Annotated in this window: 19 protein-coding genes; 12 read left to right on the top strand and 7 right to left on the bottom strand. The window is 72.2% G+C overall.

Annotation, left to right across the window (positions count from 1 at the left end):
- The first annotated feature begins 53 nt into the window (after nucleotides 1-53).
- Nucleotides 54-1,037 (top strand): DUF1702 family protein, encoded by a 984-nt coding sequence (locus AB0368_RS19385; RefSeq protein ID WP_366155267.1) that lies wholly within the window; start codon nucleotides 54-56, stop codon nucleotides 1,035-1,037.
- Nucleotides 1,038-1,074: 37 nt separating this feature from the next.
- On the opposite strand, the gene AB0368_RS19380 is transcribed toward AB0368_RS19385, so the two are convergent.
- Nucleotides 1,075-2,373, bottom strand: a complete 1,299-nt coding sequence (locus AB0368_RS19380; RefSeq protein WP_366155266.1) for an FAD-binding protein — start codon at nucleotides 2,371-2,373, stop codon at nucleotides 1,075-1,077.
- Between the two features lie 178 nt (nucleotides 2,374-2,551).
- On the opposite strand from AB0368_RS19380, the gene AB0368_RS19375 reads away from it, so the two are divergent.
- Entirely contained in the window at nucleotides 2,552-3,001 is a 450-nt protein-coding gene (locus AB0368_RS19375) for an SCP2 sterol-binding domain-containing protein (RefSeq protein ID WP_366155265.1), read from the top strand.
- A gap of 25 nt (nucleotides 3,002-3,026) precedes the next feature.
- On the opposite strand, the gene AB0368_RS19370 is transcribed toward AB0368_RS19375, so the two are convergent.
- From AB0368_RS19370 to AB0368_RS19350, 5 genes are all read right to left on the bottom strand, one after another.
- Entirely contained in the window at nucleotides 3,027-3,677 is a 651-nt protein-coding gene (locus AB0368_RS19370) for a MerR family transcriptional regulator (RefSeq protein WP_366155264.1), read from the bottom strand.
- Nucleotides 3,678-3,701: 24 nt separating this feature from the next.
- Nucleotides 3,702-4,532, bottom strand: coding sequence for an AraC family transcriptional regulator (locus tag AB0368_RS19365; protein WP_366155263.1), 831 nt, complete (start codon nucleotides 4,530-4,532; stop codon nucleotides 3,702-3,704).
- Between the two features lie 484 nt (nucleotides 4,533-5,016).
- Nucleotides 5,017-6,003: a carboxymuconolactone decarboxylase family protein gene (locus tag AB0368_RS19360; protein ID WP_366155262.1), complete on the bottom strand. Its 987-nt coding sequence runs from the start codon at nucleotides 6,001-6,003 to the stop codon at nucleotides 5,017-5,019.
- On the bottom strand, nucleotides 6,000-7,640 hold the full coding sequence (locus AB0368_RS19355; RefSeq protein ID WP_366155261.1) for a GMC family oxidoreductase: 1,641 nt from the start codon (nucleotides 7,638-7,640) through the stop codon (nucleotides 6,000-6,002). The genes AB0368_RS19360 and AB0368_RS19355 overlap by 4 nt, the downstream gene beginning before the upstream one ends.
- Nucleotides 7,637-8,206, bottom strand: coding sequence for a DUF5987 family protein (locus AB0368_RS19350; RefSeq protein WP_366155260.1), 570 nt, complete (start codon nucleotides 8,204-8,206; stop codon nucleotides 7,637-7,639). Before AB0368_RS19350 ends, AB0368_RS19355 begins: the two co-directional genes overlap by 4 nt.
- A 283-nt stretch (nucleotides 8,207-8,489) precedes the next feature.
- Here AB0368_RS19350 and AB0368_RS19345 point away from each other — a divergent pair, with 283 nt between their 5' ends.
- From AB0368_RS19345 to AB0368_RS19305, 9 genes are all read left to right on the top strand, one after another.
- A complete protein-coding gene (locus AB0368_RS19345; protein ID WP_366155259.1) occupies nucleotides 8,490-9,470 on the top strand; it encodes a DUF1702 family protein in 981 nt (326 codons plus the stop codon).
- A 3-nt stretch (nucleotides 9,471-9,473) separates the two neighbouring features.
- The gene (locus AB0368_RS19340; protein WP_366155258.1) at nucleotides 9,474-15,257 is read left to right on the top strand and encodes a type I polyketide synthase; all 5,784 of its coding nucleotides are present in this window, start codon (nucleotides 9,474-9,476) and stop codon (nucleotides 15,255-15,257) included.
- A 2-nt stretch (nucleotides 15,258-15,259) separates the two neighbouring features.
- Nucleotides 15,260-15,697, top strand: a complete 438-nt coding sequence (locus AB0368_RS19335; RefSeq protein ID WP_366155257.1) for an acyl-CoA thioesterase — start codon at nucleotides 15,260-15,262, stop codon at nucleotides 15,695-15,697.
- Entirely contained in the window at nucleotides 15,694-16,224 is a 531-nt protein-coding gene (locus AB0368_RS19330) for a flavin reductase family protein (RefSeq protein WP_366155256.1), read from the top strand. The genes AB0368_RS19335 and AB0368_RS19330 overlap by 4 nt, the downstream gene beginning before the upstream one ends.
- On the top strand, nucleotides 16,221-17,579 hold the full coding sequence (locus AB0368_RS19325) for a cytochrome P450 (RefSeq protein WP_366155255.1): 1,359 nt from the start codon (nucleotides 16,221-16,223) through the stop codon (nucleotides 17,577-17,579). The genes AB0368_RS19330 and AB0368_RS19325 overlap by 4 nt, the downstream gene beginning before the upstream one ends.
- 64 nt (nucleotides 17,580-17,643) lie before the next feature.
- Nucleotides 17,644-19,614: a CRTAC1 family protein gene (locus AB0368_RS19320; protein WP_366155254.1), complete on the top strand. Its 1,971-nt coding sequence runs from the start codon at nucleotides 17,644-17,646 to the stop codon at nucleotides 19,612-19,614.
- Complete coding sequence (locus AB0368_RS19315) at nucleotides 19,611-20,672, top strand: enediyne biosynthesis protein (protein ID WP_366155253.1); 1,062 nt, start codon at nucleotides 19,611-19,613, stop codon at nucleotides 20,670-20,672. Before AB0368_RS19320 ends, AB0368_RS19315 begins: the two co-directional genes overlap by 4 nt.
- A gap of 7 nt (nucleotides 20,673-20,679) precedes the next feature.
- Nucleotides 20,680-21,612: a hypothetical protein gene (locus AB0368_RS19310; protein ID WP_366155252.1), complete on the top strand. Its 933-nt coding sequence runs from the start codon at nucleotides 20,680-20,682 to the stop codon at nucleotides 21,610-21,612.
- 14 nt (nucleotides 21,613-21,626) lie between these two features.
- Nucleotides 21,627-22,475, top strand: a complete 849-nt coding sequence (locus AB0368_RS19305) for a maleylpyruvate isomerase N-terminal domain-containing protein (protein ID WP_366155251.1) — start codon at nucleotides 21,627-21,629, stop codon at nucleotides 22,473-22,475.
- 62 nt (nucleotides 22,476-22,537) lie between these two features.
- Here the strand turns inward: AB0368_RS19305 and AB0368_RS19300 are convergent, their stop codons facing one another.
- Nucleotides 22,538-23,170: a DUF4360 domain-containing protein gene (locus AB0368_RS19300; RefSeq protein WP_366155250.1), complete on the bottom strand. Its 633-nt coding sequence runs from the start codon at nucleotides 23,168-23,170 to the stop codon at nucleotides 22,538-22,540.
- A gap of 474 nt (nucleotides 23,171-23,644) precedes the next feature.
- On the opposite strand from AB0368_RS19300, the gene AB0368_RS19295 reads away from it, so the two are divergent.
- On the top strand, nucleotides 23,645-24,286 hold the full coding sequence (locus tag AB0368_RS19295; RefSeq protein ID WP_366155249.1) for a DUF4360 domain-containing protein: 642 nt from the start codon (nucleotides 23,645-23,647) through the stop codon (nucleotides 24,284-24,286).
- Nucleotides 24,287-24,359: the final 73 nt, after the last annotated feature.

Here is a 24,359-nt window from a genome sequence, read left to right as displayed (position 1 = left end):
AGGATGAAATCGCCGCGGTGACCGCCTCCGTGGCATCGGACGGAGGATGCGTCATGTCGAAGGTGCTCGGATCGTTACGCCGCATGGTCCTGGCCCCCGCGCTGGAGGACGTCTCCTTCACCGCGGTGGGTTTCCCGGTCACGCCGTCCGCGACCACCGTCGCCCTGGAGGCGATCCCGCAGGCGGTGGTGTGCGGCTTCGAATGGGGGATCGAGGGACCCCCGGTCGCCGAGATCGAGCGCCGGCTCGCGCTCGTGGAGCCGGAACGCCGGGGCTTCGCCTACGAGGGCGCGACGATGGCGTTCACGGTGCTCGACGCGATGGGCGGCGGCGGGTCCCGTACCCGTGAGCTCCTGGAAGGGCCCGGGCGCCCGCACTACTTCCTGGCCTGCATCGGCATCGGCTTCGCCATGGCCCGGCTGCCGCGGGTGCTGTGGCGCAAGGTGCTGCCCGAGCTCTCCGGCATCTCGTACCACCCGACGATGAGCTGGCTCGCCGTCGACGGCTACGGCTTCGACAAGGCCTACTTCGACCAGGACACCTGGATCACCCGGCAGCGCCGGCCCAAGCCGTACCCGTGGCAGGGCCGGGCCGACTACTTCCCGCGCGCGTTCGACCAGGGCGTCGGTCGCGCCCTGTGGTTCCGGCATGCGGCGGACCCGGCGGCCGTGGCGGCCACCGTTGCCGGCTTCGCCGAGGAGCGCCGCGCCGACCTGTGGGGCGGGGTCGGCCTGGCCGCCGCCTTCGCCGGCGGCTGCGACAGCGCGGGCTTCGAGATGCTGCGGCAGTCGGCCGCCGGTCACGAGCCGCACCTGGCGCAGGGAGCGGTGTTCGCGGCCAAGGCGCGCACGTGGGCCGGTCACTGCCCGGAGCACACCGATACGGCCGTACGGGCGCTGACCGGTCTTTCGCCCGGCGCGGCCGCCGAGCTGGCCGACTCCGTGGTGCTGGACGCGGACAGCGACGTGCCGGCGTACGAGCAATGGCGTCAGTCGATCCGCGAGCGGGTGCCCGGGGCGGCCACCGTCAGCCGATAGCCGCTCCGAGCGGCGGCCCGCGAACGCGGGTCGCCGCTCAATGCGCGGAGGCCGGTACGGCAGCGACGCCGCGCTTCTCGTGGAAGCCGGTCGGCTCGCAGTAACCGCAGCCACCCAGCAGCTCGGCCGTGGCCACCAGCGCGGCGTTGTCCCGCCGCATCCTTGCCAGGATCGCGCCGTCGCCGGGTGGTGCGGTGCGCTGAAGTCCGAACACGACACTGACGGCGTCGGCCGCGCGGGCCATGTGCGGTGCGGCGAGACGCGCGGTCGGGATCGGGTACAGCAGGACGCTGCCGCCGTGCCCCAGCTCCTCCGTGGAGAGCTCGGTGAGCACGGCGCCGACGACTGCCTCGGCGTGCCGCGCGGGCAGCAGGACCGTGCACCGGGGGTGCGGGTGGCTCTGCCAGGAGCCTGCCGCCCGCAGCTGCTCCTCGACCGGTCCCAGCCGGCCCAGGAAGTCCGCGTAGCCGGTGGAGGCGATCTCCTCCGCTCCTCGCGAATACGCCAGATCGCCCAGCAGCGCCGCATCGTCGGGAATCCCGGGCGGGGTGTACGCCACCATCGCCTCGAGCTGGTACACCCACCGGTCGCGTACCCCGCCCGCGGCGGCCCGCGCCTGCCCCAGGACGTGGTCGAAGCGGCCGTCCGCGATCACCCGCCGCTGGTCGGCGAGGAGCGCCCCCGGGTCGCGGTAGCTCAGCAGGTAGCGGCGGGCGATGCGGTGCGCCGGTACGAGCCGCAACGTCGCTCGCGTGATGATGCCGTGCCGGCCCTGCGTGGCGCGGACGGCGTCGAACAGCTCGGGGCGCTGGGCCGGTGAACAGGTGACCAGGTCGCCGTCAGGCGTCACGACGTCGAGGTCGGACACGTTGTCGGCGATGCAGCCGTACCGGTGACTGGATCCTCCGATGCCGCCGACCGACAGCGTGCCGCCGACCGTGAGCCCGAGATGGTCGGGAAGCACCGGGGGCACCAGGCCGTGCCGGAGGGCCGCGCTCACCACGGTGCCCCACGGCGCGCCCGCGTCGACACTCATCCGGCCGGCGCCGACGTGGTGGACGGCGCCGAGGCTCTGCAGGGCGACGACGATGCCGTCCCGCACGAGCGCCTGCCCGCCCACCGAGTGGCCGGCCCCGCGCGCCGCCACGGGCAGGCCGTTCTCGCGGCCGAAGCGCACGGCGGCGGCGACGTCCGCCGCGCTCGCCGGATGCAGCACCGCCGCCGGCCGGCGGCGGATCCGGTTGCCGAAGTCGGTCGACGCCGCGGCGAGGTCGCCGCCGGCGGTGCTGAGCACTCCGTCCAGCGACGGTACGGGCAGTGCGAGGGCCTCGCTCATGATCGCTCCTGCGGGGGCGCTTGCGTCGGTCTGAGAGAGCGTTTCATCCGGGCGGCCCGGCGCTGTATCCGAGCGTGCGCAGTTCCGCCGGCGGTCGTCACAGCGCGCAACCTGAGAGTGGGCGGCGATTCGTACGGCCGAGACAATCGGTGCAGACAAATGACCGAAGGAGCCGTGAATGTCCATGGAAAGCACCGATCCGGCGACCCTGGCCCCGCGCGATCTCGCCGTTTACGTCAAGCGGACCCCGGCGGCGGAATTGCGCGAGCTGATGACCGGAGAGCGCCGCACCGCGGTTCTCGAGGAGGTCTTCCGCCGCATGCCGGACGTGTTCCGCGCGGACCGGGCGGGCGGGCTCGACGCCGTCATCCACTGGGTCATCGGCGATCTCCCCGGCGGCGGCGCGGACCGCTACGAACTGGTGATCGCGGACGGGGTCTGCCGGGTCTCCCCGCAGCCGGACCGGGAGCCGAAACTCACGCTGACCATCGGCGCCGTGGACTTCCTCATGGTGGTCACCGGCAACGCGCACCCCGTGGTGCTGGTGATGAAGGGCCGGCTGCGCACCAAGGGCGACGTCGCCCTGACCGCGAAGTTCCCCGGCCTCTTCGACGTGCCGAAGGTCTGAACCCGCCCCGGCCCGCCGCGCGCCCTCATCCCGCACCCGGCGCCGGCGCCGGCGGGCGGCAGCGGGGGCTCAGACGGTGCTCGTGGGCCATCTGGCGCAGGGCGGACAGCGCCTCGTCCAGCAGCAGGGCCCGGGCCACCGCGGCCGACCGGTCGGTGTGGTCCCGGTCGGCCGTCTGCAGTTCCGCCTCCCGCCGTACGAGGGACTCGACGGCCTCCGCGAACGGCGCGAAGTTGTCCGCACTGCTGTCGCAGCCGAGCCTGCGCATCGCCGTCAGCACCTCCAGGAGCCGCGTCCGGCCCGGGGAGCCGGGATCGATGCGCCAGTCCAGCCGCGCGATCAGGGCGGCGACGTCGGCGTCGGTACGGATCGCGTCCGGGCAGTCCTCGGGCCGGTGGCTCGGCCGGTGCAGCACCCGGTTGACGACCCCGAGCAGGTCCGGCATCGGCAGCCGGTCGTCGTCCACGGCGGACAGCAGGGTCCGTACCGAGGAGAGGTCGAGCTGGCCGATGCCGGTGCACGCCTTGATGAGTTGCAGCCGTCGGCGGTGGCTGTCGTCGTACTGCGCCTGGTTGCGCCCGGTCGCGCGGCCCGGCGCCAGCAGCCGTTCCCGGAGATAGAACTTGATGGTCGCGACCGGCACGCCGGTCTGCCGGCTCAGCTCCGAGATTCGCATCGCTCCCTCGCCGTCGCCGGGCGCTCAGGCGGCGCGGCGGTCAGCGTGGTACGGCCGGGCGAGGGGAGCTGCCGAGGGGGTGGCCTGGGCGGTCACCATCTCGGTGGCGAGCTGGCGTACGTCGAGCATGGCGAGCAGGACCGGCGGGTCGAGCACCCGGGCCCGGTTGAACGCCAGGCTGACCTCGTGAACGCTGTCCGGCCGTACGGTCAGGGGCCCGTGGCTGGCGACGGACACGGCCTCGTTGATGTTCGCGCGATAGCCGTCGGGGTCGCAGAGGCTGCCGGGCACCGACTGGGCGAGCAGGTACCAGGTGCCGGGCGGCACGTTGCGCAGGACGAACGCGCCGGGCCTGCTCAGGACGGCGCACCGCGCCGGGCGGCCCTGCGGGATGCGGTCGGGGAAGAGCCCCGCGAACACCAGCCGCGATCCGTGCTCGTCGCCGTGCGGGACGACGTGGCCGCGCACGGTGGCGGCGGTCGGCACGAGCCGGCCGCCCTCGTCCTCGACGATGCGCGGGGCGAAGCCGGCCTGCCGGCGATAGGTGGTCGGTGACATTCCGACGCTCCGGCTGAAACGGGAGCTGAAAGTGCCGACGCTGCTGTAGCCGACCTGCTGGCTGATGTCGGCGACATTCAGCGACGTCGAAACGAGAAGATGCTGCGCCTGGTGCAGGCGCAGTGCCGAGAGAAAGCGGCCCGGCGAAATGCCGGTGACCTGCTGGAAGATTCTCGTGAAGTGGAACTTGCTGAACATCGCCGCGCGCGCCATGTCGTCGACGGTCAGCGCTTCCCCGAGATTCTCTCGCATGGTCGCGATGGCGCGCTTGACGGCTTTGTGGATCGCTTCCTCCATGGTTTCCTCCGATGACGTCATTATCGGGGCGCCACCAGGGTGCGCCCATGGTGGCGCGCAAGCCATCAACCGTCTCCCTCGAGTGGGCGCAACAATGGTGCCGACCTAATTGGCCGGATTGTTGCCGCCTTTATGGGTGACCGGCTGGTTGGAATGTTAAGTGAGCGGCCCCGTTCGTTGTAATTTCGCTCCGGACCGACGCTAGCGGACCGCAGGCCAACTGGCAACGCTGTGGATACCAGCCGACAACGGAGGGCAATCGTGAAGAGGAATGTCTGGTCATGGGGTGTGTCATCCCGGACTTAATTGGATAGTGGCACCATCCACTGTCGTGGCGCGGCCGCATATTCATCCTCCGAAAGTCGCGGGCTTGTCAGCCGACCGGACACCCTCATTCAGCCGTGCAGGGCATAGACCCCCCGCCGCCCGCGTAAACGGACACAATTGCGGTATCGATGACAATGAACGCGAACGGCCGGAACGGTCAGTGCGCGGAACCGGCCGCCTCGTACGCCGTGGCGAGCGCGCCGCCGGCGTGCCGGGCCGCGGTGAGGGCGGCCCACGCCGAAAGGCCCACGAGGGCCGCCTCGTCGTAGCCCCCGGCCCGCACCTCGGCCACCAGCGAGTCCGGCACCCGGTACGAGGCGAAGGCCACCAGCATCGCCAGCCGGCCCGTCGCGCGGTCCGAAGGGGACAGGCCGGCGAGCCGTGCATCGAGCCACGGGGGTGTCACGGCTTCGGGCTGGTCGGCCAAGGACTCGCGCACGAGTGCTCCTACGGCGGGCGGCACGGCCCGTCTCCCCGCGTCCTCGATCACCGCGGCGGCACCCGCCATGGCGGCGGCGACGTGCGGGAGCCCGGCGGCCCACCGCAGGTCGGCGGGCAGGCGCCGGGAGGTGTCGGCCACGCCGGGCAGCAACGACAGGGACGTGCCGGCCGTGGCCTCCCGCCGGGCGAGCCGGGCCATCACCCACGCGGCGCCGCGGTGAGCGCCGCCGAGCAGCGGAGCCGGCACGTCGGCCAGCGGTGACTCCTGAAGGAAGACGTTCACCATCCGGTTGAGGTAGTGGAAGATGACCGCCACGCCGATCAGTTCCGGCGCGAGAACGGCCGGCAGGGCCGGCGGGGGACCGTCCGGGCCACCGAGTCCCCGCACTACCGCCCCGTGTACGTCCACACAGTACGGACAGGCGTTGGCTGCCGAAACGGCGGCGGCGATGGACTCCCGCGCGCGGCGGGTGGTCGTACCCGGCACGAGCAGCGTCTCGCGCAGCATGCACCACGCGGCGGCGAGGACCGCGGGGTCGGCGGCGTGCAGGGCGATCGGCGGCGCCAGCAGGCCGAATTCCCGCTCGATCTGGTCGTACACCCGCTTCACCGGGGGCGGGGCGGCACCCGGGCGCACCGGCGACACGTGCCGCAGGTGCGCCAGGGTCGCTCGCCGGGTGAGCCGGGCGAGCGTACGGCTCATGAGCGCAGGCGGGCGATCGCCCGGCGGCCGGCGGTCTCACCGTCCGGCGACGGCGCCCCGTAGGTGACCGGGACCCCGCGCTCGCGGGCCGCCCGGACGATGCCCGGCATGGCCCGCTCCGCCAGCGCCGCGATCGTCGAGGCGGGGTTGACCGTCAGGGCCCCGGGCACGGCGGATCCGTCGGTGACGAAGATGCCCGGATGCCCGCGCAGCTCGTGCCGGTCGTCGAGGGCGGAGGTAGCCGGGTCGTCGCCGATGCGGCATGACGCGAGCGGGTGCACGGTGTAGGCGCCCACCAGGTCGTTCGTCCACGGCATCACCTTCGACAACCCGTCGCGTTCGAGGATGTCCTTAATGTCGGCGTCGGCGAGCGACCAGCCCCGCCGGGTGTTCGCCGTCGGCCGGTAGCTCAGCGGGCCGTGGCCCAGCATCTGCTGGGAGAAGCGGTGGGCGTTGCCGGTCTCCGGCGGCGGCCCGAAGACGCCCTCGTTGTCGTCCTCCGACATGATGAAGATCGTCAGCCAGGACTGCCAGCGGCGCAGCATCTCCTTCTTCTCCCGGCCGAACCAGGTGGGCCCGGTCGCGTCCGCCACCTGCGCCAGGATCGTTCCCAGCGCCGGCGGGAAGTACAGCTGCTCCAGCGAGTAGCGCTCGAACTCCGGCAGGGCGCCGTCGAGCCGGTCCCAGCTCGCGACCGTCGGGCCGCGGCCGATCTGGTAAGCCTCGTACGCCCGCCCGTCCGGCCGCGACAGCTTCAGCACCTCACGGACCCGGTCCTCGTCGAACACGGCGGTGTTCAACCGCTCGCCGTTGCCCGAGAAGTAGCGGCCCACCGCGTGCGGCATCCGCCCCAGGTGCGGCTCGGACCGCTGGAGGATCACCGGCGTGGCGCCCGCACCGGCCGCGACGACCACGATCTTGGCATCGATCGTGCCCTCGCCGTGCAGGATCCGGTAGTCCTCCGCGTCGACGATCCGATAGTGCACGCGGTACGAGCCGTCGGCGCTGCGCGTCAGGTGCTGGACCTCGTGCAGCGGCCGGATCTCGGCGCCGTGCGCGAGGGCCGCGGGCAGGTAGTTCAGCAGCAGCGACCGCTTGGCGTCGAAGCGGCAGCCGGCCATCATCCAGTTGCAGTTGGTGCACATGTCGACGTCGATGGCCGCCGGCGCGGCGTTCGCCGTACGGCCCGCGTGGTGGCAGGCCGCGGCGAACAGGCCGCCCGCGTACGGGACCCGGTCCCAGCTCTGCTGCGTCACCGGGAGCGCCTCGGCGATCTTGTCGTACCAGGGCTCGAGGGAGTCGCGGCTGATGGCGGCGGGCCACATGCGGCGCCCGATGCTGCCGCGGCGCTCGAACACGAACCGCGGTGCCCTCGGCATGGTGGCGAAGTAGACGACGCTGCCCCCGCCCACGCAGTTGCCGCCCAGCACACTCATGCCGTCGCCGATGACGAAGTCGAAGATCCGGGTGTACGAGGCGCCCAGCTTGAAGTCGTGCTCGAACTCGTCGGCGCGCAGCCACGGGCCGCGCTCGAGCACCGTGACCCGGGCGCCGCCGGCGGCCAGGTGGTACGCGGCGATCGCGCCGCCGAAGCCGCTGCCGATCACCAGGACATCGGTGGACTCCGTGGCACTCATGCGGGGCTCCCGGTCGCCGTCGTGTGCGGGTGCTGGTCGGCGAGCTGCCGGCCGTACGAGAACGCGGGGAATCCCCAGAGCCCGTCCGCGCCGGGTGCCGCATAGCCCATGGTGGTGAGGCCGGGATGGCCGGCGGCGAGCGCGTCGACGGTGTGCAGGTGCGGCGCGCTGTCGAAGGCCATGTTGCAGAACAACGCCAGGCCGACCCACATCTGCTTGTCCGGGTGCGCCGGGTCGGTCAGCTGCTGCACCAGCGCCGTACGAGCGGCGAACGGCAGGCCGACGAACGGCGGCAGGTCCGGGTCGAGCGTGATGCCCTGCGCCTCGGCGTGCTCCCGCGCGTACGCGTCGAGCTCGACGCAGATCGTCTCCAGGGCCGGGGCCAGCCCGCCGGCGGGGTGTTCGAGCAGCTCGACGGCGCCGCACACGACCGCGCCGCCGCCGGTGTCCACCCCGGCGATCGCCGGGTCGTCGGCCGTGCGTTTCTCCCCGGGAACGATGGTGTCGGCGAATGCCTCCAGCACCATCGTGCGTATCCGGTTTTCCGCCGCATCGTCGGATTCCACGGCACGCTCCTTCGCAGCTTCACCGGAAAAGACTCCCGGATGTATTGGATGCCAGCCAGCGTGATGTCGCCGGCCCTTTGCGTCCATATCCTGCGTTGCGCTGCGCGGTCCGAAGTGGCTATTCCGGCTATCCACTATCCGCTTGATACGTCGCGGCCTGTCTCTTTTCTGCGGCCGGTCTGTCGCGTTCGTGGCGCCCGGGCCGACCGTCGCAATGCAGGAGAAGTTTTGGTCGTCGAAATCACGTAACAATGAGGCCCCACCGCCGACGCGGGAGTTCACGATGGATGCTTGGAACAGACTTCGCCGCCGTATTCTGACGCCCGACACCGGGCAGACGAAACTCAGCACGCGGGGATTTCATCTCAAGGACGAGCGGGCGCGCGACCACCTCGAGACGGTCGGCGGCTCCTTCCTGCGCGGCTTCGCGGCCGCCGCTGAGGCCGACGGTCCGCCGGAGGCCGCGCCCACCGTGGAGGCGACGCCGGCGGCGTACCGCGGCTTCGCGTACGAGGGCGCCGCCATGGCCTTCGCGATCCGTGACGCCCTGCCCGGCCGCCGCCGCCGGCTCGTGGCCCGGTTCCTCGCCGACCACGACGAACACGTCTACATGGCGTACGTCGGCGTCGGCTGGGCGATGGCCCGGCTGCCGCGCCCACTGTGGTCGCGCCTGGATGCCCCGGACCCGCTGCTGCGCTGGCTCGTCCTCGACGGGTACGGCTTCCACCAGGCCTACTTCCGCACCGACCGGTACGTCCACGCCCAATACCTCCCGGGTTCCTTCCCCTGGCCGGCCGACGGTTCCCGCGGCTACGCCCTGCGCGCCATCGACCAGGGGATCGGCCGGGCATGCTGGTTCGTCGCCGGCACCGACCCCGAACGCCTCGTCTACCTCCTTGACGCGTTCCCCGCCCACCGCCGCTCCGACCTGTACGCCGGGGCGGGCCTCGCCGTCTGCTACGCCGGCGGCGCCACCGAGCAGGAGCTGACCTGGCTCGCCGAGGTGGCCGGGGCGTACCGGGGGGACCTGGCCCAGGGCGTCGCCTTCGGCGCCGCCGCCCGGCACCGCGCCGGGCTCGTGCTGCCGCACAACGAGCTGGCCACCCGCATCTTCTGCGGCATGCCGGTGCCCGAGGCGACCCGGGTGACCGACGAGGCGCGGGCCGGCCTGCCCGCCGACGACGTCCTGCCCGCGTACGAGATCTGGCGCCAGCGCATCCGGAACGCCTTCGCTCCCGTCGCCAGCGACACGAAAGCCGAGTGACCGATGACCAGAATCGCAGTGGTGGGAATGGCGTGCCGCTATCCCGACGCCCGTTCGCCGCACGAGCTGTGGGAGAACACGCTGGCGGGACGGCGGGCGTTCCGGCGGCTTCCCGACGTCCGCATGAACCGGGACGACTACTGGTCGGCCGACCCGGCGGCCCCCGACCGCTTCTACGCCGGCAACGCCGCGGTTCTCGAGGGCTACGAGTTCGACCGGGTCGCGTACAAGGTCGCCGGCAGCACGTACCGGTCGACGGACCTGGCGCACTGGCTGGCCCTGGACACCGCGGCGACCGCGCTCGCGGATGCCGGCTTCCCGATGGGGGAGGGGCTGCCGCAGGAACGCACGGGTGTGATCGTGGGCAACACCCTGACCGGGGAGTTCTCCCGTGCCAACCAGATGCGCCTGCGCTGGCCGTACGTCCGCCGTACGGTCGCCGCGGCGCTTCGGGCCGAGGGCTGGGACGACGAGAAGCTGTCGGAGTTCCTTGCCGGCTACGAGGTGGCGTACAAGAGCCCGTTCCCTCCGCTGGATGAGGACACGCTCGCCGGCGCGCTGTCGAACACCATCGCCGGGCGCATCTGCAACTACTTCGACCTGAAGGGCGGCGGTTACACCGTCGACGGCGCCTGCTCCTCGTCGCTGCTGTCCGTGGTGACCGCCTGCCGCGCGCTGCTCGACGGCGACCTGGACGTCGCGGTCGCCGGCGGCGTCGACCTGTCCATCGACCCGTTCGAGGTCATCGGCTTCGCCAAGACCGGCGCCCTGGCCACCGGCGAGATGCGCGTCTACGACCGGTCCTCCAACGGCTTCTGGCCCGGCGAGGGCTGCGGCATGGTCGTGCTGATGCGGGCCGACCAGGCCGTCGAGGCCGGTCACCGGATCTACGCCGCCGTGGCCGGCTGGGGGGTCTCCTCCGACGGCCGGGGCGGCATAACCCGGCCCGAGGTGGACGGCTACCGGCTCGCGCTGCGCCGCGCCTACAGCCGCGCGGGCTTCGACATCGACACCGTCGGCCTCTTCGAGGGCCACGGCACCGGCACGAAGGTCGGCGACACCACCGAGCTCACGGCGTTGTCCGAGGCCCGGGCGGCCGCCGACCCCGACGCCGCCCCGGCCGTCATCGGCTCGGTGAAGGGCATGATCGGGCACACCAAGGCGGCCGCCGGGGTGGCCGGCTTCATCCGTGCCGCGATGGCGGTGCACCACGAGGTGCTCCCGCCGAGCGTCGGTTCCGTCGACCCGCACGAGCTGCTCACCGGCGATTCGGCGCGGCTGCGGACGCTGCGCCGGGCCGAGCCGTGGCCCGCCGAGGTGCCGGTGCGCGCCGGCATCACCGCGATGGGCTTCGGCGGCATCAACACGCACATCGTGCTGGAGCGCAACGGGCCGCGGCGGGGCACCACCGATCGCCGGACCCGCAGCCTCGCGGCCTCTGCCCAGGACGCGGAGCTGCTGCTGGTCGACGCGGCCACGGCCGAGGAACTCGCCGCGCGGCTCGCCGAGTTGAGCGCGTTCGTGCCGGCGATCTCGTACGCCCAGCTCGCCGACCTCGCCGCGACGCTGCACCGCGACCTGCAGGGCCGGCCGTTCCGCGCCGCCGTCGTGGCGTCCTCGCCGGAAGAGGCGGTAGCGCTGCTTACCGCCGCCCGCGAGGCCGTGGAATCCGGCGAGACGACGATGATCCGCCCCGACGGCCGGTTCCTGCTCGGCCACGTCAGCGGGCCGGCCCGGGTCGGCCTGCTCTTCCCGGGGCAGGGCTCGGGCCGCGGTGTCAGCGGCGGGGCGCTGCGCCGGCGCTTCGGCGAGGTCGAGGACGTCTACCTGCGCGCGGGGTTGCCGACCGGCAGCGACGCCGTCGCGACCGAGGTCGCCCAGCCGCGGATCGTCACCGGCTCGGTGGCCGGGCAGCGCGCACTGGCGCTGCTGGGCATCGAGGCGTCCACCGCGGTCGGGCACAGCCTCGGCGAGATCGTGGCCCTGCAGTGGGCCGGCGCCATCGACGAGGACACGCTGCTGCGCATCGCCGACGTCCGCGGCCGGACGATGGCCGGGCACAGCCACGCCGGCACCATGGCCGACATCGGCGCGCCGCCCGAGGCCGTGGACGAGCTCATCACCGGCCTGCCGGTGGTCGTGGCCGCCTACAACGGGCCGGACCACACCGTCGTCTCCGGATCGGTCGACGCGGTCGAGGCGGCTTGCCGCAACGCCCGCATCGCCGGCCTGAGCGCGACGCGGCTCCGGGTCTCGCATGCCTTCCACTCGCAGCTCGTCGCCCCGGCGGCCGACGCGTTCGCCGCCGCGCTCGCCGGCGACACGTTCCACCGCCTCGGCGCTCGGATCGTGTCCACCGTCACCGGCGACGTCCTGCCCGCCGGGACCGACGTGCCCGCCCTGCTGCGCCGGCAGATCATCGACCCCGTCCTGTTCCACCAGGCCGTCGCGCTGGCCGCCAAGAACACCGACCTGTTCGTCGAGGTCGGTCCCGGACGGGTCCTCACCGGACTGGCCCGCACCATCACCGACGTGCCGGTCGTCGCGCTGGACACCGACAGCGAGTCGCTGGCGGGTGCGCTGCGGGTCGCCGGTGCCGCGTACGTCATCGGCGCGGCGCCGTCCCCCGCCGCCCTCTTCGACGGCCGGCTCGTCCGGCCGCTGGAGGTCGGCGCCGAGTTCTCCTTCCTGGCCAGCCCGTGCGAGCAGGCCCCGGACCTGAGCCCGGCCATCGACCGCGGTCCCGCGGTCCCGGCGGCGGCCGCCACCGCCGACGTGGGTCCGGCGGGTGAGGAATCGGCCGAGGACCTGCTGCGCCGGCTCACCGCCGAGCGCGCCGAGCTGCCCCTCGAGCTCGTGCGGCCGGACAGCCGGCTGCTCGACGACCTGCACATGAGCTCCATCACGGTCGGCCAGGTGGTGAACCAGCTCGCGCAGCGCCTCGACGTGCCACCCGCGCAGATGCCGGTCAACTTCGCCACCGCCACGGTGCGCGAGCTCGCCGAGACGATGGAGGCCATCGCCCGGACCGCCCGCGACACCGACGCCGCGGCCGCGCCGACGGTCGCCGGGGTCGCCGCGTGGGCCCGTCCCTGGCGCGTCGACCTCGACGAGGTGCCGTTGCCGGCGGCCGCGGAAGCCGCCGGGGAGAACGGCACCTGGCACGTGTACGCCGCCCCGGACCACCCGTTCGCAGCCACCCTGGCGGCCGCTCTCGGCCAGGCAGGGCTCGGCGGCGGCGTCCTGGTCTGCCTGCCGCCGGACTGCACCGAAGACGACCTGGAGCCGGCGTTGCTGGGTGCGCGTCAGGCCCTGTCCGCCGGGGCGACCCGCTTCGTACTCGTCGGGCAGGGACGCGGGGGCGCGGCGATCGCCCGGACCCTGCACCTCGAGGCACCCACCGTCCGGGTCACGATCCTCCATCTGCGGGCCGGCGCGGAGGCGGTCGAGCGGGTGGTCCGCGAGGTCGCCGCCACGGCCTCCTTCGCGGAGGTGCACTACGACGCCGACGACGTCCGCCGGGTGCCGACCCTGCGGGCCCTTCCGGTGCGCGCCGCCGCTGCCACCGCCCCGCTCGGCGCCGGCGACGTGCTGCTGGTCACCGGCGGCGGGAAGGGCATCACCGCCGAGTGCGCCCTGGCCCTGGCCACGGACAGCGGCGCCGCCCTGGCGCTGCTGGGCCGTTCCGATCCCGTCGAGGACGGTGAGCTCGCCGCCAACCTGAGCCGCATCGCCGCGGCCGGCGTGACCGTCCGGTACGCCCGCGCGGACGTCACGGACGCCGCCGCCGTACGGGAGGCGGTGCGCAACCTGACCGCGGACCTGGGACCGGTGACCGCCGTGCTGCACGGCGCCGGCCGCAACGAACCCGCTGGGCTCGCGAGCCTCGACATGGACGCGTTCCGCCGTACCGTGGCGCCGAAGATCGGTGGCCTGCGCGCCGTGCTGGACGCGGTCGACCCGGACCGGCTCCGGCTGCTCGTCACGCTCGGCAGCATCATCGGCCGCGCGGGGCTGCGCGGCGAGGCCCACTACGCGACCGCGAACGACTGGATGGCCGGCGAGACCACCGCCTTCGCCCGGTCCCACCCCGGTTGCCGCAGCCTGTGCCTGGAATGGTCGGTCTGGTCCGGCGTCGGCATGGGCGAACGGCTCTCGGTCGTCGAGTCGCTCAGCCGGGACGGGGTCACGCCCATCACCCCGGACCAGGGAGTCGCCATCCTGCGCCGGCTCGTCGCGGATCCCGCGGCACCGGGCGTGGTGGTGATCAGCGGCCGGACCGAGGGCGTCCACACCGTCCGGTACCACCGGCCCGAGCTGCCGCTGCTGCGGTTCGTGGACCGCGCCCTCGTCCGCTACCACCAGGTCGAACTGGTGGTGGAGACCGAGCTCAACCCGGGCACCGACCGCTACCTCGCCGATCACGAGCTCGACGGAAACCTGCTGTTCCCCGCGGTGTTCGGGATGGAGGCTATGGCACAGGTCGCCGCGGCGGTCACCGGCACCGAGGTCGTCCCGGTCATCGAGCGGGCGGAGTTCGTCCGGCCGATCATCGTCGCGCCGCACGGCCACACGAGGATCCGGGTGGCGGCGCTCGTCACCGACGAGGACACCGTCGACGTGGCGATCCGCAGCGAGGAGACCGGCTTCGCCGCCGACCACTTCACCGCGCGGCTGCGCCTCGGCGGCAGCGCCGTGCCGGACGGGCCGCCGGACCAGGCCGGGGAGGGCCTGCCGGCGGCCTCCATCACCCCGTCCGATGACCTGTACGGCGACACGCTCTTCCAGGGCGCCCGGTTCCAGCGGGTCCAGCGGTACCACCGGGCCGCGGCGCGGCACGTCGACGCCATCGTGACGGCCGACGACTCGACCGTCTGGTTCGCGCCGTACGTGCCCGGGACGCTGCTCCTCGGCGACCCCGGTGTCCGCGACGCCCTGATGCACGGCAACCAGGTCTGCGTCCCGGACGCCACCCTGCTGCCGTCGGGTGTGGAGCGCATCCACCCCGGTGGCGAGAAGCTGTCGTCGGCCCGGGAACTGCGGTACTGCGCCACCGAACGCGAGCGGGACGGTGACACGTACGTCTACGACATCGCGTTGCGTACCGAGGCCGGCGTGATCGTCGAGCGGTGGGAGGGCCTGCGCCTGCGGGCCGTCCGCAAGCTCGACGGTGCGGGTCCCTGGGTGGCGCCGCTGCTGGGCCCGTACCTGGAGCGCGGGCTCGGCGAGCTGGGACTCGGCGGCGTCGCGGTCGCCGTCCAGCCCGATGCCGAGGTGCCGGCGGATCCCGCCCGGCGCACCGTCGCCCGCCGCGTGACCAGTGCGGTCGCCGCCGGGCACGCGCTCGGGCGGCCGGCCGAGATCGCCTATCGGCCGGACGGGCGTCCCGAGGTCCGGGGTGAGCACACCGTCTCGATCGCGCACGGGGCCGGAGTGACGCTGGCCGTCGCCGCGCGCGGCCTCCTCGGCTGCGACGCCGAGGCGGTGGCCCACCGGGATCCCGAGGTCTGGCGGGGGCTGCTCGGCCCGCACTTCGCCCTGGCGGAGCTGCTGGCCGCCGACACCGGTGAGGACGCCGACACGGCCGCCACCCGGGTGTGGACGGCGGTGGAGGCGATGCAGAAGGCCGGTCTGCCCATGGGGGGCCCGCTCGTGCTGGCCGGTACCGGGCGTCCCGGCTGGGTGCTGTTCGCGGCGGGCGGCGCCAGGGCCGCCTCGTTCGTCACAAGCCTGCGCGGCGGCGCGGGACGAGTCGTGTTCACGGTTCTGGCCGGTGCGGAGGAATGAGCATGGAGAGCTACTACGAGCTGCGGCACACCGTCGGGTTCGAGGAGACGAACATCGTCGGCAACGTCTACTACGTCAACTACCTGCGGTGGCAGGGCCGGTGCCGGGAGATGTTCCTGCGCGACCGGGCCCCGGCCGTCCTCGCCGATCTGCAGAACGACCTCAAGCTGTTCACACTCAAGGTCGACTGCGAGTTCTTCGCCGAGATCACCGCGTTCGACGAGCTCGCCATCCGGATGCGGCTGCTCGAGCTCGCTCAGACGCAGCTCGAGTTCGGCTTCGACTACGTCCGGATGGGGCCGGCCGGCGAGACCCTCGTCGCCCGGGGCACGCAGCGGGTGGCCTGCATGCGCGGGCCCAACAACCGTACGGTGCCCACGCGGATCCCGGAGGCGCTGGAGCGGGCCCTCGAGCCGTACGCCGTGGGGGTCCGGCGATGACCACGTCCCGCACGGAGGAGACGACCGACCCGGCACTCATGCGCCGCGTCTACGGCACGTTCGCCACCGGAGTCACGGTGATCAGCGTGGGCGGCGACACCCCGCACGCCATGACCGCGAACTCGTTCAGCACCGTGTCGCTCGACCCGCCGCTGGTCCTGGTGTGCGTGGGGCGCGACGCCTTCATGCACCAGGCGCTCACCGGCTCCGGCACGTTCGGCATCTCGGTGCTGGCGTCCGGCCAGGAGGAGGCGGCGCGGTACTACGCCGACCGGCGGCGGCCGCTCGGACCCCAGCAGTTCGAGTTCGCCGAGTGGCAGCCGGGCCTGCAGACGGGCGCACCGCTGCTCGCCGGCGCCGCGGCCCACATCGAGTGCGAGCTGTGGCGGTCCTACGACGGGGGAGACCACACGATCTTCCTCGGTCGGCCGCGGAGCATGCGCCGGCACGCCGACGGCGAGGACGACGCCCTCATCTTTCTCGGCGGCCGCTTCCGCCGGCTCGACAGCGCGGGGGTCTCCTCATGACCGCCGTCATCCCCGCGCGGGGGCCGATGCCCGGGCCGTCGCGCGCCGCCGCCGTCAGCATGCTGATCACGATGGGCCGCGACCGCCTCGGCATGATGACCTCGGCGGCCGCCCGGTACGGCGACGCCGCCAGGTTGCCGGTCGGGCCGAAGGAGCTCTACTTCTTCAACCATCCGGAGCACGCCAAGCACGTCCTCGCAGACAACGCCGCCAACTACCACAAGGGCATCGGCCTGGTGCACGCGCGGCGTGCCCTGGGCGACGGACTGCTCACCAGCGAGGGCGACCTGTGGCGCAAGCAGCGCAAGGTCGTGCAGCCCGCGTTCCAGAGCCGGCGCATCGCCGAGCAGGCGGGCATCGTCGCCGAGGAGGCCGCCGCGCTCGTCGGCCGGCTGCGGGACCTGGGCCGCAGGGGCCCGGTGGACGTGCTGCACGAGATGACCGGGCTGACCCTGGGCGTCCTCGGGCGCACCCTGCTGGACACCGACCTCGGGCGGTTCCCGTCCATCGGGCGCGACTTCGCCTCCGTGCAGGACCAGGCCATGTTCGAGCTCGCCTCGCTGAGCGCCGTGCCGCCGTGGGTGCCGCTGCCGCGGCAGCTGCGCTTCCGGCGGGCGCGCCGCCGGCTCCAGACCATCGTCGACCAGCTCGTCGCCGAACGCTCGGCGCACTCCGGGGACCGCGACGACGTGCTGTCGCGCCTCATCGTCTCCGCGCGGGCCGAGACCGACCCCCGCGTCGGGCGTCAGCGGCTGCGGGACGAGCTCGTGACGCTGCTGCTCGCCGGGCACGAGACGACGGCGAGCACGCTCAGCTGGACTTTGTACCTGATCGACCGGCATCCCGAGGTGCGCCGGAGGCTGCGAGAGGAGGCGACGGCGGTCCTGGGCGACCGGCTGCCGACCTTCGCCGACCTGGGCAAGCTGCGGTACACCGCCATGGTCATCGACGAGGTCGTGCGGATGTTCCCGCCGGTGTGGATCCTGCCGCGCAAGGCGCTGGCCGCCGACGAGGTGGGCGGATACCGGGTCCCGGCGGGCGCCGACGTGCTGATCTGCCCGTACACGCTGCACCGGCATCCGGCCTTCTGGGACCGGCCGGAGCACTTCGATCCTGAGCGCTTCGATCCGGACCGCGCCACCGATCGCCCGCGCTACGCCTACATCCCGTTCGGCGCGGGACCGCGGTTCTGCGTCGGCAACCACCTCGGCCTGATGGAGGCGGCGTTCGTCATCGCCGTGCTCTCCCGCGAGCTGACCCTGACGAAAGTCGCCACGCACGACGTCGTACCGGAACCGATGTTGTCGCTGCGCATGCGCGGCGGCCTGCCGATGACCGTGCGCGACGCCGGCTGAGGCATCCACGACCCGCACCACACCGAGCCCGCCCGCCCGGGCGGGCACCACCCTAGGGGGACCGTTGCCACCGAAACCAGTGGGTCCGCTGCGCAGACTCATTCCCGTCGTCTTCGTTCTCGTCCTTGTCGCGGGGCTGTTCACGGTCTCCCGGCTGCCGTCCGCGTCCGCCGCCGACAGGAAGGCGATGGCCTCGCGCTACGCGTTCACCGAGCTGCCGATCGCGCTGCCACCAGGCCTGCCGCAGCACACGATCCGTACGGTCAACCCGAAGTACGAGCACATCCGGTCCTGGATCTCGTCCGTGGGCGCCGGCGTGGCCCTCAACGACCTGGACGGCCGGGGCGGCGCCAACGATTTGTGCCTCGTCGACCCGCGCAGCGACAGCGTCATCGTGACGCCGGCGCCCGGCGGTGGCGGAGATTACGCGCCGTTCGTGCTGAACCCGGCACCGCTGCCGATGGGCCCGGCGATCGCCCCGATGGGATGCACGCCCGGCGACTTCAACCTCGACGGCCGGATGGACCTGCTGGTCGTCTACTGGGGACGTACACCCGTGCTGTTCCTGCAGCGCGCGGACGCGACCGGCCTGAGCCTCGCCTCGTACCTTCCGGAAGAGCTGATCCCGCAGCAGCAGACCGCCAACGGTCTCTACCGCGGGCCGCTGTGGAACACCAACGCGACGGCGGTGGCCGACTTCGACGGCGACGGCCGGCCGGACATCGGGATCTTCAACTACTTCCCGGACACCCAGGTCCTCGACCCTCACGGCTTGCCGAACGTGCAGATGAACCACTCCATGTCGCGCGCGCAGAATTCCGGCGGTGCCCACGTGCTGCGCTGGACCACGGCGACCTCGGGGACCCGGCCGAGCGTCACCTACGAGGAGCAGACGGCGATCAAGCCCAAGTACGCCACCGGCTGGACGCTCGCCTCGGCCTCCGCCGACCTCGACGGTGACCTGCTGCCCGAGCTGTACCTCGCCAACGACTTCGGTAACGACCGCTTCTTCCACAACGTCTCGACGCCCGGCCGGATCAGATTCGCCCTGGCCGAGGGCCGGCGCGGGCCGCTGACGCCCAAGTCGCTGGTCGTGGGGCACGACTCCTTCAAGGGCATGTCCGTCGACTTCGCCGACCTGGAGGGCAACGGCCGCTTCGACGCGTTCGTCAGCAACATCACCGAGTCGTGGGGGCTGGAGGAGAGCAACTTCGTCTGGCACAACACCGCGGCGACACCGCAGGAGGCGCGGGACCGGCTCGCCAAGGGAATCGCACCGTTCTCCAACCAGGCCGCGGAGCGGAACCTCGCCTGGGTCGGCTGGGGTTGGGACGCGAAGATGGCCGACTTCGACAACAGCGGCCGGCTCGTCGTCGTGCAGTCCTGCGGCTTCGTCAAGGGCACCATCAACCGGTTCAACTGGCTGCAGGAACTGGCCGCCAGCAACGACCTCATGCTCCAGGAGCCGGACATGTGGCCGAACGCCCAGCCGGGTGACGACATCGCCGGCTCCAACGCCCTCGCCTTCTGGACGCCGGAGGGCAACGGCCGGTACGTGGACCTGAGCCCGCAGCTCGGCCTCGACGACCGCACCCCGACCCGCGGGGTGGCAGTGGGCGACGCGGACGGCGACGGCCGCCAGGACTTCGCCGTGGCGCGTCAATGGGGACCGCCCGCCTTCTACCACAACGCCAAGACGGACGCCGGTGCCTTCCTCGGGCTGCGGCTGCACCGGCCGGCGCTGGACGCCGCTGCGGGTGACGCCGCCGGCGGGCCCGCGTACGGCGCCCAGGTTCGGGTGACCACGGCCGACGGCCGCACCCAGCTCGCCCAGCTCGACGGCGGCGGCGGGCACTCCGGCAAGCGCAGCTTCGACGTGTTCTTCGGGCTGGGCGACCAGCGCGGGACACCCGTGTCGGCCGAGCTGAGCTGGCGCGACCTCAGCGGTGCTCAGCACCGGCAGACCCTGCCTCTCTCCGCGGGATGGCACGACATCACGCTCACCGACCGAGCCCAGGAGCTGACCACACCATGACGGACGTCAAACCCGCCCCGGATTCCCTCACCGCACCGGTCGAGGTGACCACCGGCCGTACCGGCACGGGCGCGAGCCTTGCCCGGCCCGGTGCCGACCCGCGACCGCCGGTGCCCCGCGTGGACGGACGTGATCCCCGCTATCTGGCCCTGCGTAACTTTGCCCTCTCCATGTCCATCCTCAACATCCTCGGCTACACGATCCTCGGATTCGAGCAGCCGTGGACCTGGCCGCTGTTCGCCCTCGGGGTCGGCTACACCGCCGAGATCATGATCGAGGCGGTGGCCGCCCGCGCGCTCGGGCGGCGGCCGGCCTACAGCGGCAACGGCGCGTGGGGCGTCTACACGTTCCTGCTGCCCACCCACATCACCGCCCTCGCGGCGAACATGCTGCTCTACGCCAACGACAGGTTCTGGCCGATCGCCTTCGCCGTGGTCGTGGCCATCGGGCAGAAGGCGGTGCTGCAGGCGCCGATCGCGGGGCGCATGCGGCACTTCATGAACCCGTCGAACTTCGGCATCACCATCACGCTGCTCGCCTTCTCCTGGGTGAACGTGGCGCCGCCGTACCACTTCACCGAGAACGTGCCGGACATGTTCCGGATGTTCATCCCGATGGTCGTGCTGACGGCGGGCACGATCCTCAACGCGATGCTCACGAAGAAGGTCGCCCTGATCGTCGGCTGGGTCGGCGGCTTCGTCATCCAGGCGCTCATCCGGCACTACGTGTGGGACGTGCAGCTCTGGTCGGCGCTGAGCATCATGACCGGCGTCGCGTTCGTCCTGTTCACCAACTACATGATCACCGACCCGGGCACGACGCCGTCGAAGGCCCGGAACCAGTTCATGTTCGGCTCCTCGGTCGCCATGGTGTACGGCGTCCTGATGCTCTTCAACGTGGTCTACACGCTGTTCTTCGCGGTCACGCTGGTGTGCCTGCTGCGCGGCTTGTTCTGGTGGGGCAAGTGGTTGCTCGAGCGGCGCGAGGCCCGCACCGCGGTGCAGCCCGTGCCGCCGCCGGCCGCGGTCGAGTTGCCGATCTCCCGACCCGCGAATTGAGGTCACGATGACTGCCACGCAACGAACGCACGAGCACGTCACGGCCGCGCCGGCACCCAGCCGGTCCGGCCGGCACGGCGGCCTCATCGCGGCGAGCGTCCTCGCCGGGATAGCGCTGGCCGTGCTCTGGTCCTACGAGTTCGTCGACAAGACGATCGGCGACAACGTCGCGAACACCCTGCTCGGCCACGACGCCAAGGCCACCGCGATCGGCGGCACGGCGGCGGGGCTCCTGTTCGCCTTCGTCTCGGGGCTGGCCGGCACCTTCACCGCCTGCAACATCGCCATGGCCGCCTCGATCGGGCCGATGACGCATGCCGGCGGCTCGTCGGCCGGGGGCCTGCGCGTCATGCTGCGGCCGCTGGGCGTGCTCACCCTCGGCATGGTCGTCGTGTCTGCCACGTACGGATTCATCGGTGTCCTGCTGGGCGACTCGCTCCCGCAGCTCTCCACGGCGACGACCGGCGGAATCCCCGTGCGGCTGGTGCAGTCGATGGTGGTGTTCGGCGTGATCGGCCTCGCGTTCGTCTACCTGGGCCTCGCCGCGCTCGGCAGGCTTCCCGACCCGTTCGCCCGCCGCCCGTTCGCCCGGGTCTTCGTCATCGGCATGCTGGTCGGCGGGTTCCTCATCGGACGCCCGTACCCGTTGTTCCACAAGCTGTTCCAGTGGGCCGCCGACAACGGCAACCCGCTCTACGGCGCCGGTGCGTTCGTGCTGCAGTCGCTGGGCAACATCGCCATCGTGGCGGCGCTCTTCGCCCTGGTCGTGCTGGCCACCCGGGGAGGGCTGGTCCGCTGGCTGGCGAGCCGTCCGGCGCGGACCCTCTCGATCAGCGGCTCGCTGCTGCTGGCGCTGGGCGTCTTCACGGTCGTCTACTGGACCGTACGGGTGCCGGCGATGTTCGGCTACGGCTGGTTCCCCACGATGCCCTACAACTGAGTGGAGGCGCCGGCATGGAGATGTCCGCCCGGCAATGGGATTCGGTACGCCGTGACGTCGCCGCCAGTGGCGAACGGTTCGCCGGCCTGGTCGAGTCGGCGGCTCCCGGCCGGCGCGCCACCCGGCATTGGTCGGTCGCGGACACGGCGGCGCACGTGGCCACGCTCACCCACCTCGACGTCGGCCTCGTCGGCGGCCCGCCCGGCGCGGCGTTCGCCTTCCCGGACGCACACGAGCAGTGGCGGCGCACCACGGTGGACCAGGTGGACGTGCTCAACACCCTGGTGATGCGGTCGTTCCCGGAACGGGACCCCCGGACCCTGGCGGCCCGGATCCGCGCGGACGTGGCGGCGATGCTCGACGCCACGCGGCACCTCGACCCGTCGGCGCCGGTGCCGTGGCTGGGCAGCTCGACGCTGACCCTGGCCGGGCTGCTGGCTCACATCGTCAACGAGTTCCACATCCACGGCCGCGACGTTGCCCGGGCGGCGCGCCTGCCGCACGTGGTGCCGCCCGCGGAGGCCGCGACGTTCTTCGAGGTGTTCTTCGTCGGGCTGGTCCGCGACGGCTACGGTCACCTGCTCGACACCGCGAAGCCGCTGCCCGACGTCCGGGTGACCGTGGAGTTCCGGTCGGCGTACACGCGGCCGGTGACGCTGCTGCTCGACCACGACGTGGTCAGCGTCGCCGAGCCGGGTACCCGGCCGGATGCCCGGATCGCCTACGACCCGGTGGTCTTCAACCTCATGCTGTTCGGCCGGGTCGGCCCGGTACGGGCGGTGCTGTCCGGCGGCATCAGGGTCGGCGGGCACCGCCCGTGGCTGCTGCCCGCCTTCATGCGCAAGGTGCGCTGCCCCAGCTGACGGCGACACGAAGGGCTCCCTGCGAAGCCCTTCGTGCCCGTGGCGTAGCCCGGTTCAGCGGTTCAGCATCGGATCCAGCTGAAGTTGAAGAGGGTGTCGACGTCGCCCTCGCTCGAGGTCATCGACATGCTGCTGGTGCCGCTCGATGTGCCGGCGTCCACCCTGAGCTCGGTGTTGATGTTCAGCACCCGCTGCTCCTGGCAGGGCACGTAGATGAGCGCGGGCGCGACGTCCTCGGTGTGCCAGTAGCCGTTGAGCGGGCCGGCGAACGACTCCTCCGTACGGCTGTTCGACGAGGAGCCCTGCCAGTAGTAGTTCGTGCGCTGCAGGCCTGTCGCACCGCTGTTGAGTCGGGCGCGGCCGCGGTAGTCCGCCTCGGCGATCGCGAAGGTCCAGCCGGCCGGAACGGTCACGACGACACCGACCTGGCAGTTGCGGCGGCGGGCGGTGGGGTCGACGCCGGCGCCCGCGGACGCGACGAAGTCGTGGTAGCGGACCCGGAAGCCGGTCTTGTCCGAGTTCGCATAGACCGACGCGGTGCCGGGCGCGCAGCCGGAGCCGTTTGCGGCCACCACCTCGACGGTGATGGCGCCGTCCGGAACCGAGTCGGTCGCTTCAGCGGTCCCGGCCCGGGCGGGCGCCGACACGGACAGCGCGAGAACCGTACCGAGGACGGCGAGAATGGTACGTCTCATGCCGGCAAATCTTTCCGTCATGTCTTTCCCCTAGGGTTGCGTGCTCACTGTCGACGGGTTTCGCGCGTGCACCATCGCCGATTTTCCCCGCGCCGCCACGGGCGCGGATGATCGGTATTTGGCCGGGACCATTACGTCGCCGAGCGGCGTCTCCGCGTCCCGCGACGAATGTTATCCAGGCGCCACTCCGGACACAAGCATCGACTGAGATCGATCGCCTGTTGATGTTGCCGGGGGCTGCCCGGGGACGACTACGGGGTAATTACCGGATTATTTCGGGTTATCCCTTCGAGCGACTCGCCCGATATAACCGTTAGATGGCCGAGTGCTGGTTTTCGCGAAACACCGCGGGCAACAGATCCGGTCTTTTGTACCCACGAGCGTGCCGTCCAGACGGGTAATTGACGCTTGTCTATGTCAAACATAGCATTGGCCCGCGCGCACATCGTCGTCGTATCACTCGAAGGGAGTCCCATGCGTAAATTGCTGGTACGCGGGGGTGTCGTCCTGGCGTTGCTTGCCTCGTCGTTGATCGCGAGCTCGCCCGCCTCCGCCGGGATCATGGACAACCCGCCGGACGACCACATCGTCATCGACCTCGTCGCCATGGCGGGCTCCGGCTGCCGCCCCGGCACGGCGGACGTGGCGGTCTCGCCGGACAACACCGCCTTCACAGCGATCTACAGCGAGTACCTCGCCCAGGCCGGCCCGGGCGTCCCCTCCACCGAGGGACGCAAGAACTGCCAGCTCAACGTGCTCGTCCACGTGCCGCAGGGCTTCACCTTCGCCATCGCGAAGGTGGACTACCGCGGGTACGGGCTGCTCAAGGCCGGCTCCACCGCCTCGCAGCGGGCCAACTACTACTTCCAGGGCATGACCCAGAGCACCTTCACCAACCACCCGATCGCCGCGCCGCTCGACGACAACTGGATCGTGAGCGACGTGGTCCCGGTCGCCGCACTGGTCTGGCACCCGTGCGGTGAGCTACGCAACCTCAACATCAACACCGAACTGCGGATCGCCCGCGGTTCGGCCGCCGACACCAGCTTCATCACGATGGACTCGACCGACGGCAGCATCGCGACGACATACCACTTCGCATGGCGGGAGTGCTGAAAGATCTGAGCGGGTGGCGAGGGTTGCGGCGTTCCGGTCGCAACCCTCGCACACCTTGGCCGTGTGACCGCGC

Source organism: Actinoplanes sp. NPDC051475 (assembly GCF_040689425.1).
Classification (GTDB): domain Bacteria; phylum Actinomycetota; class Actinomycetes; order Mycobacteriales; family Micromonosporaceae; genus Actinoplanes.
This window is presented reverse-complemented; position numbering and strand designations above follow the sequence as displayed.

Excerpts from the sequence above, each read along its gene's own strand:
- AB0368_RS19385 (WP_366155267.1), top strand. The coding sequence starts at position 54 with ATGTCGAAGGTGCTCGGATCGTTACGCCGCATGGTCCTGGCCCCCGCG.
- AB0368_RS19380 (WP_366155266.1), bottom strand. The coding sequence starts at position 2,373 with ATGAGCGAGGCCCTCGCACTGCCCGTACCGTCGCTGGACGGAGTGCTC.
- AB0368_RS19375 (WP_366155265.1), top strand. The coding sequence starts at position 2,552 with ATGTCCATGGAAAGCACCGATCCGGCGACCCTGGCCCCGCGCGATCTC.
- AB0368_RS19370 (WP_366155264.1), bottom strand. The coding sequence starts at position 3,677 with ATGCGAATCTCGGAGCTGAGCCGGCAGACCGGCGTGCCGGTCGCGACC.
- AB0368_RS19365 (WP_366155263.1), bottom strand. The coding sequence starts at position 4,532 with ATGGAGGAAGCGATCCACAAAGCCGTCAAGCGCGCCATCGCGACCATG.
- AB0368_RS19360 (WP_366155262.1), bottom strand. The coding sequence starts at position 6,003 with ATGAGCCGTACGCTCGCCCGGCTCACCCGGCGAGCGACCCTGGCGCAC.
- AB0368_RS19355 (WP_366155261.1), bottom strand. The coding sequence starts at position 7,640 with ATGAGTGCCACGGAGTCCACCGATGTCCTGGTGATCGGCAGCGGCTTC.
- AB0368_RS19345 (WP_366155259.1), top strand. The coding sequence starts at position 8,490 with ATGGATGCTTGGAACAGACTTCGCCGCCGTATTCTGACGCCCGACACC.
- AB0368_RS19340 (WP_366155258.1), top strand. The coding sequence starts at position 9,474 with ATGACCAGAATCGCAGTGGTGGGAATGGCGTGCCGCTATCCCGACGCC.
- AB0368_RS19335 (WP_366155257.1), top strand. The coding sequence starts at position 15,260 with ATGGAGAGCTACTACGAGCTGCGGCACACCGTCGGGTTCGAGGAGACG.
- AB0368_RS19330 (WP_366155256.1), top strand. The coding sequence starts at position 15,694 with ATGACCACGTCCCGCACGGAGGAGACGACCGACCCGGCACTCATGCGC.
- AB0368_RS19325 (WP_366155255.1), top strand. The coding sequence starts at position 16,221 with ATGACCGCCGTCATCCCCGCGCGGGGGCCGATGCCCGGGCCGTCGCGC.
- AB0368_RS19315 (WP_366155253.1), top strand. The coding sequence starts at position 19,611 with ATGACGGACGTCAAACCCGCCCCGGATTCCCTCACCGCACCGGTCGAG.
- AB0368_RS19310 (WP_366155252.1), top strand. The coding sequence starts at position 20,680 with ATGACTGCCACGCAACGAACGCACGAGCACGTCACGGCCGCGCCGGCA.
- AB0368_RS19305 (WP_366155251.1), top strand. The coding sequence starts at position 21,627 with ATGGAGATGTCCGCCCGGCAATGGGATTCGGTACGCCGTGACGTCGCC.
- AB0368_RS19300 (WP_366155250.1), bottom strand. The coding sequence starts at position 23,170 with ATGAGACGTACCATTCTCGCCGTCCTCGGTACGGTTCTCGCGCTGTCC.
- AB0368_RS19295 (WP_366155249.1), top strand. The coding sequence starts at position 23,645 with ATGCGTAAATTGCTGGTACGCGGGGGTGTCGTCCTGGCGTTGCTTGCC.